Raw genomic sequence first — 12901 nt, 5'->3', positions numbered from 1 at the left:
TTATTTCGTTTGAGGCGTGTTTGAAAATTCAGAACGGTTTCTAAAAATTAAAGCAATTAAAATTCCTGCAACAGAAAGCATTGCAATTCGAATTACCGAAGATGAAATTAGTCCACCAAAAGCTAATGGATTTGTTTTTTGAACTTCTGCAATTGAAGCGGCAATTTCTTCTTGAGTTCCGTTAGATTTCATGATTTGCTCAACATACATATTTCTTAAAGTTTCTTTTAATAATTCCCCTGTTTCAGGATCAATTACACTGTAAATTAAAAATTGTACAATTGTAGAAATAATAATTCCGATAGAAATCGTTAAAATATAGGGAGTAAAAGCTTCTTTAAATGTAATGAAACCACCAATTTTGTATTTAGACAAAGCAGTAGAAATCAATCCGAAAAGGATAATAACAAACAATAAAATGAATCCGTTTGCTGTTGATGCCATAATGTTGTAATCGTAAAAATAAATTCCAACGTTGATTAAACTTAGGATTAAAGCTAGAAATAATCCGAATTTGATTCCAATATTTTTAATTGTTTGATTCATGTTTTTGATAAATATATAAGAATACAAATATAGTAAAATGATAGTTACAGAAATGTTATATTTCTTTGTAAAAAAAGTGGTATAAATGTTTGTGTTTTGAGATTAAATTGTAAATTTGCAATCTGAAATAGAACAAAAATAATTTATAACAAAAAGGTAACGGTTATTTACACCTTTATTCGTAAAGCTTCAAAGTAACTTTTATCCATTAATTAAAAACAAGGTTTATCATGAAAAAAGGTATTCACCCAGAAAATTACAGATTAGTAGCGTTTAAAGATATGTCTAACGAAGACGTATTCATCACAAAATCAACAGTTGAAACTAAAGAAACTATTGAAGTTGATGGAGTAGAGTACCCAGTATTCAAAATGGAGATTTCTAGAACTTCTCACCCATTCTATACAGGTAAATCTAAACTTATCGATACTGCAGGACGTATTGATAAATTCAAAACTAAATACGCTAAATTCAGTAAATAATAAACTGAAATTTACATATAAAAGCCATTCTTTTTTAGAATGGCTTTTTTTGTTTTCGTATTTTTACACCACTATTTTGTACATTTGAAAAAAACATAGACATGAATTATATTTTATACGACGGAGCGGTTAGGAATAATCTTTTACCTTTTACTTTTACTCGTCCAGTTGCTGATATTCGAATTGGAATTTTGACGATTCGTGAAAAATGGGAGAAATTTCTAGGCACAACTACAACTACAATTACAGAAGAATATCTTTCAGAAAAATATCCAATGATTGAATTGGAAGAAAATGTGATGATTAATGCATCTTTTTTACCAAATCCTGAATTGGTTGAATTGATTGAAAATCTTCAAGAAAATCAAGCGATTGTTTATGAAGATGAAATGGTTGCTTTTTTTACGACTAATTCTCAAGATGAGATCGATTTTGAATCGTACGAATTAATTGATTTTGAAGGAGATGTTTTAACAGTTGAACATACTTGGGATATTTTCCAGAAAAACGATGCTGCTATTCGTGCAGATTTTGATCTGTTAACAGCAGATCGTGAATCTGAACCAATTCCTGCGACTGTAAATGTTTTAGGAACTGAACATATTTTTATAGAAGAAGGAGCTGTATTAAATTTCTGTACGTTAAATGCAACTACAGGTCCAATTTATATTGGTAGAAATGCAGAAATTATGGAAGGTTCTGTAATTCGTGGTCCTTTTGCGCTTTGCGAAGAAGCTCAGGTTAAATTAGCGACTAAAATTTATGGAGCTACAACTGTTGGACCGCATTGTAGAGTAGGTGGTGAAGTGAATAATTCTGTTATGTTTGCGTATTCAAACAAAGGGCATGACGGATTTTTAGGAAACGCAGTTTTAGGAGAATGGTGTAATATTGGCGCAGATTCAAATAATTCAAACCTTAAAAATAACTACGAAAGTGTTAAACTTTGGAATTACGAAACAGAACGTTTTGAAAATACAGGCTTGCAATTTTGTGGATTGATGATGGGAGATCATGCTAAATGTGGAATCAATACCATGTTTAATACGGGGACGGTTGTTGGAGTTGCAGCAAATGTTTTTGGGGCAGGTTTTCCAAGAAATTATATTCCTAATTTTACTTGGGGAGGAGCTCAAGGCACGCAAGCATATTTGCCTAAAAAAGCTTTTGAAACTGCTAAAATCGTTATGGCACGTCGTCATGTAGATTTTGATGAAATGGAGCAAGCGATACTTCAACATGTGTTCGATGAAACCAAAGAATGGCAAAAATAAAATCATAAAAAATCCCTATTGACATTTGTTTTTAGGGAATTTTTTGGCAATAAAAGACACTATCTTAAAAGGTGTGTAAGTTTTAAAATAATGGGGTTTGACTTTTAATTAAAGTTGAACCCTTTTTTTTAGATATAGTTAAGAACTGATTGAGGATTAATCCCCAATTTTGGATTGGCATTGACCATTTTTTGGTAGCTTCTCTTAATCCCAAATATACGGATTTTAAAACAGTATCATCCGTAGGGAATGATAATTTATTTTTGGTGTGTTTTCTGATCTTATCATTTAGATTTTCGATTAGATTAGTGGTGTAAATTATCCTTCTGATTTCTATAGGAAAATCAAAGAATACCGTAAGTTCTTCCCAGTTTTCTCCCCAAGATTTTATCGCATATAGATATTTATGATTCCATTTATTAGCAAAATCTTCTAAAGCACTTTTAGCAGCTTGTTTGGTTGGAGCATCATAAATTTGTTTCATATCTTTTGAAAATTCTTTCTTATCTTTCCATACCACATAACGTGCTGAATTTCTGATTTGATGAACCACATACTCAAAACCTATTTTTTTCCATCTTTGTACAATCCTACAGTAAGATAAATTGTCTTATTCATAACCTTTGAACATTCACGAACTTTAAAAACGATACCATCCATCCAAACAATCGAATAAACGGGATCTAATGGTCGATTTTGCCAAGCTATAATATCATTTGAGACCGACTCTGTTATTCGGGATATAGTTGAGATAGAAATATCAAAATTATACACTTCTCTGATTTGTTCTTCAATATCACTAACACTCATTCCTTTAGCATATAAAGATACAATTACATTTTCTAATCCGTCAACTATGTTTTGTCTTTTAGGAACAATCATTGGGTTGAAAGTAGCTTCTCTATCTCTAGGAATTTGAATTTGAGATTCGCCAAAAGAAGTTTTTACTTTTTGTTAGAATATCCGTTTCTAGAATTTGATACGCTTGATTTCTCATGTTTATCATATTCTAGATGTGCATCTAGTTCACCGTTTAAAATCGCTTCTAAACCACGTTTTTGTAATTGAGCAAGGAAACCATTTAGGTCTTCGCCTGTTTTGAATTGCTTTAAAAATTCATCCGATAATAAATCTTCTTTTCTCATAAGACCATATAAATATTTAAGTTTAAACAAAAAAATAATGGGGTTTTAAAATCCCCATTATTTTTTCTGTTTACATAGTTTATGTTATAATGCCTTTGAACTTTAAGACTTCGGTTGCGTTAGGGATTGGAGCGGTATCCTTTTTTTTGTTTTATATTAATTATGAATAAACTTTAAAAATTGGAGATTCTGAAACAAGTTCAGAATGTTCTGTGTTTCTATGCAACTATTTTAACAATAATTTTCTTGATATTTACCATTCGCTTTAGCTATTGCAAACGCTTGTTTTAATAGTTTGTTTGCAATAGCTATTTTAATTACTCTTTCTGGTTTTCCAAGGCTTTTCAATCTGTCGTACATTTCTTTACAAGTTTTGTTACAATGTTTAGCTGACCAACTGCACATATAAAGCAACTTTCTGATTTGTGCTTTACCCATTTTACAAATATGTCCTTTTCCCTTTACACTGGTTCCACTTTGATATATTCTGGGACTAAACCCTACATAAGCGATGAGCTGTTTATAATTCTCAAACTTCTTGAAGTTATCGGTTATCAAAGATAGCATCATTGCGGTTTTTCTACCTATGCCTGGAATACTCTCAATATTCTCGATAGTCTGACCGTATTGCTGTTTTGCTAATCGTTCCATTTCTACTTCGATTTTATGTTTGGTTTTTTCAAGATTGGAAAGATCTTTTTTTATAGTCTTTTCTAAAAATTTGTCTAACGAACCACTGCTTTCAAAGGCTTCTAATTGGCGTTTGTTTTGTTGGATTTGTTTATTTAACAGTTCAACTCGTGTGTATAAATGTCGAAGCTTCGTACAATTTTCACTTTCTTGTTCCCACTGTTTCAAGTCATACTTTTCACCATATTCGGCTATTGTTCTTGCGTCTTTTTTGTCCGTTTTAGCACGATAAAGCATTGTCTGACTAAAACGCTTGATCACCAAAGGATTTTCTACACAAACTTTAATATTCCGACTGCTTAAAAAAGTAGCTAATGGGAAATAATAACTGCCCGAAGCCTCCATAACAACCCAATCTACTTGTTCTATCAAATTTAACAACTGTTTAAATCCTTTTTCTTCATTAGGAAAAACAAAATAATCCCATCGTTCTTTTCGCTTAAAACTTACATCAAAAGTTTGTTTGCTAATGTCAATTCCAATAATTTTACACATACATAAAATGTTTTATCAGAAAAGAAATTACTACACTAATTTACCTATTCTAAATACAGGCTTTATAACCTAATGTTCTGTCCAAATTTTGTAGTAAGGGTAAAGGAACTAACATTCTGAACGGTCTTATATGACAAATGACAATCAATAGTCTTACTTCTTTACCCTTTCTTTTCTTTCTCGATTTACAATATTTAAAAATAACTATTTGCAAACATAGAATGACACTTACAAAGAATAAAAAAAGATATAGCGGAAAGCCCGACCGAGCGGTTTCTACTTAATACAATTTTACTCCTACATATATAATGAGCGAGGGAACGTCCAAAAACTAACCTATCTTTATATTTAAAAGTTTGTAAAACTCTTTTAAAATTGCTGGATGACCTGGCCAAGCTGGTGAAGTCGTTAAATTTCCGTCGGTAATAGCAGCGTCGGCAGCGATTTCTTTATAAACACCACCTGCTAATTTAATATCAGGACCAACAGCCGGATATGCGGTTAAAGTTCTTCCTTTTAAAACTTCGGCAGCAGTTAAAACTTGAATTCCGTGACAAATTGCTGCAACAGGTAAATTTTTATCGAAAAAATATTTTGTAGCCAAAAGTACCCCTTCGTTCAAACGAATGTATTCTGGTGCTCGACCGCCACAAATATATAAACCCGCATAATCTTCAAGATTGATATTTTCGAATGTTTGATTTAACTGAAAATTATGTCCTCTAAGTTCGGCATAAGTTTGAAAACCGACAAAATCATGAATAGCTGTAGCAATGATTTCTCCTTTCTTCTTTCCTGGACAAACTACATCAACTTCACATCCTACTGATAATAAGGCTTGATATGGAACCATGATTTCGTAATCTTCAACAAAATCACCTGCTAACATTAATATTTTTTTTGCCATAATTTCTTTTATTTTTAAGTTTCTTAAATTTATAAAAAATATTAAAATGAAAGAAATAATATCTTGGAACGATTTCGAGAAAATCGATATTCGTGTTGGCACAATTATCGAAGTGAAAATTTTTGAAAAAGCTAAAAATCCGGCTTATCAACTTTGGATTGATTTTGGCGAACTTGGTATTTTAAAATCATCTGCACAAATTACGAAATGCTATTCGCAAACCGAAATCCTTTTTAAACAAGTGATGGCTGTTGTTAATTTTCCTGAAAAACAAATTGCTAATTTTATGAGTCAATGTTTGGTATTAGGTGTTGTTGGAAATGATAAAGATGTTGTTTTAATCGAACCTGAACGCAAAGTGACGAACGGATTTAAAATTGGATAAAAGACGAATAAATTTTACTTTTGCAAAAAAAATCAGCATGAACATAAAATTACTTGCCATCGGAAAAACAGACAATAAAGCTTTACAAACTTTAATTGACGATTATACAAAGCGATTGTCGTTTTATGTTAAGTTTGATTTGGAGGTAATTGCCGATATTAAAAACGTAAAAAACTTATCTGAAAAGCAACAAAAAGAAAAAGAAGGCGAACTGATTTTATCTAAAATTGGAAGTTCCGACCATATGATTTTGTTAGATGAAAATGGTAAAACTTTTTCGAGCGTAGGTTTTTCTGAAGAATTACAAAAGAAAATGAATGCTGGCATTAAAACATTGGTTTTCGTTATTGGCGGTCCTTACGGATTTTCTGATGAAGTTTATAAAAAAGCAAACGGAAAGATTTCTCTTTCCGCTATGACTTTCTCTCACCAAATGGTGCGCTTATTTGTAATTGAACAAATTTATAGAAGTTTTACGATTCTTAAAAACGAACCATATCATCATCAGTAAAAATAAACTTGAATTTTTGGTTGCAAACTATCGTTGGTTGTTACATTAACCATTTCTTGAATAAATTTTTCTGTTGAAATATTTTTATCAAAACTCAAAACTTTTTGTCCTTCAGATTTTTCAGATACAAATTCTAATTGATTAATAGGTAAATAAGCAATTTGATTTTTAATTGAATCCATATATAAAAAATACACCTTTTTTGAATCAGGATGCATGCCCTCAGCATATTTTTTATTTATCAAACGTTGAACATCAGGGACTAATTTTGAGATAGGTAAACTACTTTCGATACTAAAAACCCAATCCGTATTTCCTATTCGATTATTTTCATTAATATCGAAATTTCCTTCGTTAGTTTTGGTAATGTAAATTGGAGATTGTTCAATTAATTCTGTAACAATTGATTTATCAGCTCGAGAAATTTTCATTTCATTTTTAGCACATGAAGCTAAAAACAAAGTCGATAGGATTGGTAAAATCTTAATTATTTTCATACATTTTTTGGATTAATTTCACACATTCAACTGCTTCTTTTACATCATGAGCACGTAATAACTTTGCTCCTTTCATTAACGAAATAGTATGTAAAACAGTAGTTCCGTTTAAAACTTCATTTGGTTCTGTGTTTAAAAATTTATACAACATTGATTTTCGTGACAAAGCAGAAAGTACTGGTAAATTAAATTCGTTTAATAATTCTAGCTTATTTAAAACTTCATAATTCTGATTTAATGTTTTAGAAAATCCAAAACCTGGGTCGAGAATTACATCTACAATTCCGTGTTTTTTAGCTGTGGCAATTCGTTCCGAAAAATAAAACATCATATCTTTCATGACATCCTCATAATCGGTAAATTTTTGCATATTCTGTGGCGTACCTTTCATGTGCATCATTATATATGGTGCTTTATAATTACCCACCACTTCAAACATTTTTTCATCTAAAAATCCGGCAGAAACATCGTTTATTATTGAAGCACCAACTTCAATACATTGTTTGGCAACTTCAGCACGAAAAGTATCAATAGACAAAATTGCTTCAGGAAATTCTTTAGCTAAAGCATTTACAACCGGTAAAATACGTTGAAGTTCTTCACTTTCAGAAACAAAAGGTGCGTTAGGTTGTGTTGAATAAGCTCCAATATCAATTATCGATGCACCTTCAATTAACATTTTTTCGGTTTGTTTTAAAAAAGCATTTTCGGATGTATATTTTCCACCATCGTAAAATGAATTTGGCGTGCAATTTAAAATTCCCATTACTTTCGGAACTTCAAAATCCATCAATTTCCCATTACAATTTATCGTCATTTTTTATTTTATATAAATATCAAACAAATTTAATCAAATTACGATGTATAAAATTTTAAAAGCTGAAGTTTATTCTTATTTTTGATAAAAAATATAGAATTCACAATGAATAATACTTCAGAACAATATAATAACATCATCACCATTTGTAAAAATTTATATTCGAAAAAATTACAAGATTACGGATGTGCTTGGCGTATATTAAGATTGCCTTCTTTAACCGATCAAATTTTTATTAAAGCACAACGCATTCGCAGTTTACAAGAAAACGATGTTAGAAAAGTAGATGAAGACGAAACTTCTGAATTTATTGGAATCATCAATTATTGTGTGATGGCTTTAATTCAAATCGAGAAAGGAATTACAACAAAACCCGACTTAACTAACGAAGAAGCTATTGCGCTTTATGACAAACACATCGAAGAAACTAAAAATTTGATGTTGAATAAAAACCACGATTACGGTGAAGCTTGGCGCGAAATGCGTGTGAGTTCTTGTACAGATATTATTTTACAAAAACTTTTACGTGTTAAACAAATTGAAGATAACCAAGGAAAAACTTTGGTTTCTGAAGGTATTGATGCCAATTATCAAGATATGATTAACTATGCAGTTTTCTCATTGATTTTAATGGGATTAGCTGAAACTAAATAATTAAAAAAATATAACATGAAATTTATAACTCAAATCGCCCGATTTTTTGTAGGATTTTTATTCATTATTTCTGGATTAATTAAACTAAATGATCCCGTTGGATTTTCATTTAAACTAGACGAATATTTTTCTGAAGCTGTTTTCAATCTTCCATTTTTACAACCTTTAGCTTTAAGTATTGCTGTTTTTGTTGTCATAGTTGAAGTTGTTCTTGGCGTTTTATTACTAATTGGATTTAAAAAGAAATTTACTTTATGGAGTTTATTTTTAATGATTTTATTCTTTACATTCTTAACTTTCTATTCGGCTTATTTCAATAAAGTTACAGATTGCGGATGTTTTGGTGATGCTTTAAAACTAACACCTTGGCAATCATTCGGAAAAGATGTGGTTCTTTTAGTTTTGATTTTAATCTTATTTGCTGGACAAAAATATATTTTACCAATATTCAAATCTTCAGGTTTAAATTACGCAGTTTCAATAATCACATTAATTTTATGTGGATATTTAGGATTTCACGTTTTAAATCATTTGCCTGTGATTGATTTCAGAGCTTATAAAGTAGGAACAAATATCCGTAAGGGAATGGAAATTCCAGATGGAGCTCCAAAATCTGAATACGACATCATCTTTAAATACAAAGTTGATGGAGTTGAAAAAGATTTCAAAATGGATGAATTAGCTAATTTACCTGCAAATGCAGAATTCGTTTCGCGTGAAGAAAAACTTTTAGTAAAAGGTTACGAACCGCCAATTCATGATTTTTTTATTGAAAAAGATGGTGAAAATTATTTGGACCAATTTTTAGAAGAACCAAAACTTTTAATGTTTGTGAGTTATAATCTTGATTTAGCTTCAGAAGAAGGATTAGGTAAATTAAACGAAATTTCAAAACAAGCAGAAGATAAAGGTTATCAGGTGATTGCGTTGACAGCTTCAAATATCGAAACAATATCTAAATATAATTCTGAATTTAATTTCAATTTTGATTTCTATTTCTGTGATGCTACAACTTTAAAAACAATTGAAAGAGCAAATCCGAGTTTAGTTGTGGTTGAATACGGTACAATTGTAGAAAAATTACATTGGCAAGATGCTGCTAAATTAACTTTAAAATAATTTGTTACGTTATTTTTTAAATAAATTAGGCTATGGAATATTAACACTTTGGGGTGTTATCACGGTTGTTTTCTTTTTGTTTAATATTTTACCTGGAGATCCAGCTCGAATGATGTTAGACCAAAATGAAAACTCTGAACAATTAGCAATCATCAAAAAGAAATACGGTTTTGATTTACCGATTTCACAACAATATGTAAATTATTTAAATGATTTATCTGTTTTGTCGTTTCATTCAAAAAACACAGATAATTATACGTTCTTTGACCAAGACAAATACAATGGGTTTAAATTATTTAGTACAAAAAATACAGATGTCGTTTTAAAAGCTCCTTACTTAAGAGAAAGTTTTCAAAAAAATGGTAAAAAGGTAACGGACATTATTGCAGAAACATTACCAAATACGATTTTCTTAGCGTTTTTTGCAGTTGGAATTGCAATTTTCTTAGGAATCTTTTTAGGAATTTTGTCAGCTTTATATAAAGACACCGCTTTTGATAAAACCATTGCAATCATCAGTACATTCGGGATGAGTTTACCGTCTTTCTTTTGTGCGATTCTTGCTGCCTGGATTTTTGGTTTTGTGTTAAATGAATATACCGGATTAAACATGACCGGAAGTTTATACGAGGTAGATGATTTTGGCGAAGGCGTTCATTTACAATTAAAAAACAGTATTTTACCAGCGGTAGTTTTAGGAATTCGTCCGCTTGGTGTTGTCATCCAATTAATGCGAAATTCGCTACTTGAAGTTTTAAGTCAAGATTACATCAGAACAGCAAAAGCAAAAGGATTATCAACTGCAAAAATTGTTTATAAACACGCATTAAAAAATGCATTAAATCCAGTTGTTACAGCTGTTTCTGGTTGGTTTGCATCTATGTTAGCAGGTTCGGTTTTTGTCGAATTTATATTCGGATGGAACGGACTTGGTAAAGAAATTGTAGATGCATTAAACAATTTAGATTTGCCTATAATTATGGGATCTGTTTTAGTCATAGCAACAACATTTGTAGTAATTACAATTTTAGTTGATATGATTTATGCTTATTTAGATCCTAAAATAAAATTGAATTAATATGAAAAAGAAAGTTTTAATTACCTTATCTGTATGTGCTATGCTCTTTAGCGCATGTAAAGAAAATAATGAATCTAATATCAAAAAAGATTTAGAATCTATTGATAGTAAAATTGCTAGTGGATTTGATAATCTAAAAGATACATTAAAAATAAAAGACAATAGTAATATCAACTCTGACGAATTTAAAACGGTTACTTTAGATAAAAATTTCACATCCTTAGAAGGAACTGAAATCACATTTAAAAACATTTTAAAAGCGAATGAAGGAAAAACTATTGTTATTGATATTTGGGCATCTTGGTGTCCAGATTGTATCAAAGGAATTCCTTCTATCGAAAAGATGCAAGAACAATTTCCAGATGTAGCTTATGTATTCTTATCTTTAGATAAAACACCTGAAGCTTGGAAAGAAGCGATAGAAAAATATAAACTTAAAGGTTCGCATTATTATTTAAACGAAAAAATGAGTGGCGAATTTGGAAAGTCAATTGATTTAGATTGGATTCCGCGTTACATCATCGTTAATAAAGAAGGAAAGATTGTCGATTATAAATCCATCGCTGCCGATGACAAAACGTTCCTTTTCATTTTAAAAAATTCAGAAAAAAAAGACCAATAATATGAGACATTCAATTGTAGCCGGAAACTGGAAAATGCATAAAAATGCACAAGAAACTTCAGCTTTCTTAAACGAACTAGTAAACGAATTACCAAACGATAAAGAAGTTGAGATCATTGTTGCTCCACCATTCACAAACTTATTAATTGCTACACAACAATTAGAAGGCACAAATATTGGAGTTGCTGCGCAAAACATGCATCAAGCTGAAGGTGGTGCTTTTACTGGTGAAATTTCTGCTGATATGTTGACAAGCATTGGCGTTGACATCGTTATCTTAGGACATTCTGAAAGAAGACAATATTTTAAAGAAACAGACGGAACTCTAGCTAGCAAAGTTGATACAGCTTTAAGACACAAAATGCGTGTTATTTTCTGTGTTGGCGAAGAATTAAAAGATCGTGAATGCAAGCAATTTCAAAATGTCGTTTATTACCAACTAAAAGATGCTTTGTTTCATTTGCCAAAACAAGCTTGGGAAAACATCGTAATTGCTTACGAACCTGTTTGGGCAATTGGAACCGGAGAAACTGCAACGCCAGAACAAGCTCAAGAAATGCATCAATTTATCCGTGAACAGATCGCTCATCAATACGATCAAAACGTAGCTAACAATACTTCTATTTTATACGGTGGAAGCGTGAAACCAGATAATGCTAAAGAAATTTTTTCTAAACCAGATGTTGATGGTGGATTAATTGGCGGAGCTGCTTTAAATCCAAAAGATTTTTCTGCTATTGTTAGCGCAATATAAAGTTTAAAAGCTGTAAATTTATCTACAGCTTTTTTTATTCAAAATGGTTTTGTAAATCAATTTTAAATAATATAAATAAATAATCGATAAATCACAGAAGACATAAATCAATATGGACTTAAACAAATATTTTGAAAGAATTGGTTTTACTGAAGAATGCAAAGTAGATTTTGAAATTTTAAAAAAATTGAATTATCTACATGCAATTACAATTCCATTCGAAAACATAAATCCACTTTTAAAACTACCCGTTAAAATTGATATAAATTCGATTGTAGCGAAATTAGTTTTAAAGAAAAGAGGTGGATATTGTTACGAACAAAATACATTATTTTTACATATTTTAACTGAAATTGGTTTTGAAGTTAGACCTTTAGCAGGACGTGTTGTTTGGAATGATTCAATAAATTCAATTACTTCATTAACACATATGTTTCTGTTAGTGACTTATAATCAAATTGAATATATTATAGATGTTGGTTTCGGAGCGCAAACATTGACTTCACCACTTAAATTTGTTTTAGATGAAGTTCAAGAAACGCCTCATGAAACATACCAAATTATAAAGTTTGAAGATGATTTTGTTTTGCAAACAAGAATAAATAACAACTGGAAATCAATGTATAGATTTAATAAAAATCCGCAATATTTTGTAGATTTTGAAGTTGGTAATTGGTACACTTCTACAAATCCGGATTTCATTTTCACAAACATTCTTTTCCTTTCTAAGGCTGATAAAAATGGTAGATATTCACTTGTAAATAATATTTTTAAAACATATGATTTAAACGGTACATCAAAAACTTTAAAAATTGAAACTATCGAAGAATTAAAAAATATAATTACTTCTGTTTTTAACATCGAAATCTCAGAAGAAGAAGAATTTTTGGATAAAAAACTAAATACATTTCTTTAAGAAGCATTC

General features: G+C 30.4%; 15 protein-coding genes and 1 pseudogene. 10 read left to right on the top strand and 6 right to left on the bottom strand.

What is annotated here, in order from left to right:
* Complete coding sequence (locus tag HW119_RS15410; RefSeq protein WP_177765948.1) at positions 1-546, bottom strand: DUF4199 domain-containing protein; 546 nt, start codon at positions 544-546, stop codon at positions 1-3.
* Between the two features lie 230 nt (positions 547-776).
* On the opposite strand from HW119_RS15410, the gene HW119_RS15405 reads away from it, so the two are divergent.
* Together HW119_RS15405 and HW119_RS15400 are read left to right on the top strand one after the other, a co-directional pair.
* Positions 777-1028: a type B 50S ribosomal protein L31 gene (locus HW119_RS15405; protein ID WP_177765945.1), complete on the top strand. Its 252-nt coding sequence runs from the start codon at positions 777-779 to the stop codon at positions 1026-1028.
* A gap of 101 nt (positions 1029-1129) precedes the next feature.
* Positions 1130-2302 (top strand): GlmU family protein, encoded by a 1173-nt coding sequence (locus HW119_RS15400; protein ID WP_177765942.1) that lies wholly within the window; start codon positions 1130-1132, stop codon positions 2300-2302.
* Between the two features lie 82 nt (positions 2303-2384).
* On the opposite strand, the pseudogene HW119_RS15395 reads toward HW119_RS15400, so the two are convergent.
* The 3 genes and pseudogenes from HW119_RS15395 to HW119_RS15385 form a co-directional block, all read right to left on the bottom strand.
* Positions 2385-3447: pseudogene (locus HW119_RS15395) on the bottom strand (transposase).
* Between the two features lie 231 nt (positions 3448-3678).
* Complete coding sequence (locus HW119_RS15390; protein ID WP_177761900.1) at positions 3679-4632, bottom strand: IS110 family transposase; 954 nt, start codon at positions 4630-4632, stop codon at positions 3679-3681.
* A 331-nt stretch (positions 4633-4963) separates the two neighbouring features.
* Positions 4964-5539, bottom strand: coding sequence for a DJ-1/PfpI family protein (locus tag HW119_RS15385; protein ID WP_177765939.1), 576 nt, complete (start codon positions 5537-5539; stop codon positions 4964-4966).
* 46 nt (positions 5540-5585) lie between these two features.
* Here HW119_RS15385 and HW119_RS15380 point away from each other — a divergent pair, with 46 nt between their 5' ends.
* Together HW119_RS15380 and rlmH are read left to right on the top strand one after the other, a co-directional pair.
* A complete protein-coding gene (locus HW119_RS15380; protein ID WP_177765936.1) occupies positions 5586-5924 on the top strand; it encodes a tRNA-binding protein in 339 nt (112 codons plus the stop codon).
* Between the two features lie 37 nt (positions 5925-5961).
* Positions 5962-6435, top strand: coding sequence for a 23S rRNA (pseudouridine(1915)-N(3))-methyltransferase RlmH (gene rlmH / locus HW119_RS15375; protein ID WP_177765933.1), 474 nt, complete (start codon positions 5962-5964; stop codon positions 6433-6435).
* Here rlmH and HW119_RS15370 read toward each other — a convergent pair.
* Positions 6429-6932: a hypothetical protein gene (locus tag HW119_RS15370; RefSeq protein WP_177765930.1), complete on the bottom strand. Its 504-nt coding sequence runs from the start codon at positions 6930-6932 to the stop codon at positions 6429-6431. The genes rlmH and HW119_RS15370 overlap by 7 nt on opposite strands.
* The gene (folP, locus tag HW119_RS15365; RefSeq protein ID WP_177765927.1) at positions 6919-7749 is read right to left on the bottom strand and encodes a dihydropteroate synthase; all 831 of its coding nucleotides are present in this window, start codon (positions 7747-7749) and stop codon (positions 6919-6921) included. The genes HW119_RS15370 and folP overlap by 14 nt, the downstream gene beginning before the upstream one ends.
* 105 nt (positions 7750-7854) lie before the next feature.
* Here folP and HW119_RS15360 point away from each other — a divergent pair, with 105 nt between their 5' ends.
* The 6 genes from HW119_RS15360 (at position 7855) to HW119_RS15335 (ending at position 12892) form a co-directional block, all read left to right on the top strand.
* Positions 7855-8403, top strand: a complete 549-nt coding sequence (locus HW119_RS15360) for a DUF1599 domain-containing protein (RefSeq protein ID WP_177765924.1) — start codon at positions 7855-7857, stop codon at positions 8401-8403.
* Positions 8404-8418: 15 nt separating this feature from the next.
* Positions 8419-9522, top strand: coding sequence for a BT_3928 family protein (locus tag HW119_RS15355; RefSeq protein ID WP_177765921.1), 1104 nt, complete (start codon positions 8419-8421; stop codon positions 9520-9522).
* Between the two features lies 1 nt (position 9523).
* Positions 9524-10600: an ABC transporter permease gene (locus tag HW119_RS15350; protein WP_177765918.1), complete on the top strand. Its 1077-nt coding sequence runs from the start codon at positions 9524-9526 to the stop codon at positions 10598-10600.
* Position 10601: 1 nt separating this feature from the next.
* Entirely contained in the window at positions 10602-11222 is a 621-nt protein-coding gene (locus HW119_RS15345) for a TlpA family protein disulfide reductase (RefSeq protein WP_177765915.1), read from the top strand.
* 1 nt (position 11223) lies between these two features.
* A complete protein-coding gene (gene tpiA, locus HW119_RS15340) occupies positions 11224-11976 on the top strand; it encodes a triose-phosphate isomerase (RefSeq protein WP_177765912.1) in 753 nt (250 codons plus the stop codon).
* A 112-nt stretch (positions 11977-12088) separates the two neighbouring features.
* The gene (locus HW119_RS15335) at positions 12089-12892 is read left to right on the top strand and encodes an arylamine N-acetyltransferase family protein (RefSeq protein ID WP_177765909.1); all 804 of its coding nucleotides are present in this window, start codon (positions 12089-12091) and stop codon (positions 12890-12892) included.
* Positions 12893-12901: the final 9 nt, after the last annotated feature.

This window comes from Flavobacterium sp. I3-2 (assembly GCF_013389595.1).
Classification (GTDB): Bacteria; Bacteroidota; Bacteroidia; order Flavobacteriales; family Flavobacteriaceae; genus Flavobacterium.
The sequence above is the reverse complement of the archived record's forward strand: the minus strand, read 5'-3'. Positions and strand labels throughout refer to the sequence as shown.

Excerpts from the sequence above, each read along its gene's own strand:
- HW119_RS15410 (WP_177765948.1), bottom strand. The coding sequence starts at position 546 with ATGAATCAAACAATTAAAAATATTGGAATCAAATTCGGATTATTTCTA.
- HW119_RS15405 (WP_177765945.1), top strand. The coding sequence starts at position 777 with ATGAAAAAAGGTATTCACCCAGAAAATTACAGATTAGTAGCGTTTAAA.
- HW119_RS15400 (WP_177765942.1), top strand. The coding sequence starts at position 1,130 with ATGAATTATATTTTATACGACGGAGCGGTTAGGAATAATCTTTTACCT.
- HW119_RS15390 (WP_177761900.1), bottom strand. The coding sequence starts at position 4,632 with ATGTGTAAAATTATTGGAATTGACATTAGCAAACAAACTTTTGATGTA.
- HW119_RS15385 (WP_177765939.1), bottom strand. The coding sequence starts at position 5,539 with ATGGCAAAAAAAATATTAATGTTAGCAGGTGATTTTGTTGAAGATTAC.
- HW119_RS15380 (WP_177765936.1), top strand. The coding sequence starts at position 5,586 with ATGAAAGAAATAATATCTTGGAACGATTTCGAGAAAATCGATATTCGT.
- rlmH (WP_177765933.1), top strand. The coding sequence starts at position 5,962 with ATGAACATAAAATTACTTGCCATCGGAAAAACAGACAATAAAGCTTTA.
- HW119_RS15370 (WP_177765930.1), bottom strand. The coding sequence starts at position 6,932 with ATGAAAATAATTAAGATTTTACCAATCCTATCGACTTTGTTTTTAGCT.
- folP (WP_177765927.1), bottom strand. The coding sequence starts at position 7,749 with ATGACGATAAATTGTAATGGGAAATTGATGGATTTTGAAGTTCCGAAA.
- HW119_RS15360 (WP_177765924.1), top strand. The coding sequence starts at position 7,855 with ATGAATAATACTTCAGAACAATATAATAACATCATCACCATTTGTAAA.
- HW119_RS15355 (WP_177765921.1), top strand. The coding sequence starts at position 8,419 with ATGAAATTTATAACTCAAATCGCCCGATTTTTTGTAGGATTTTTATTC.
- HW119_RS15345 (WP_177765915.1), top strand. The coding sequence starts at position 10,602 with ATGAAAAAGAAAGTTTTAATTACCTTATCTGTATGTGCTATGCTCTTT.
- tpiA (WP_177765912.1), top strand. The coding sequence starts at position 11,224 with ATGAGACATTCAATTGTAGCCGGAAACTGGAAAATGCATAAAAATGCA.
- HW119_RS15335 (WP_177765909.1), top strand. The coding sequence starts at position 12,089 with ATGGACTTAAACAAATATTTTGAAAGAATTGGTTTTACTGAAGAATGC.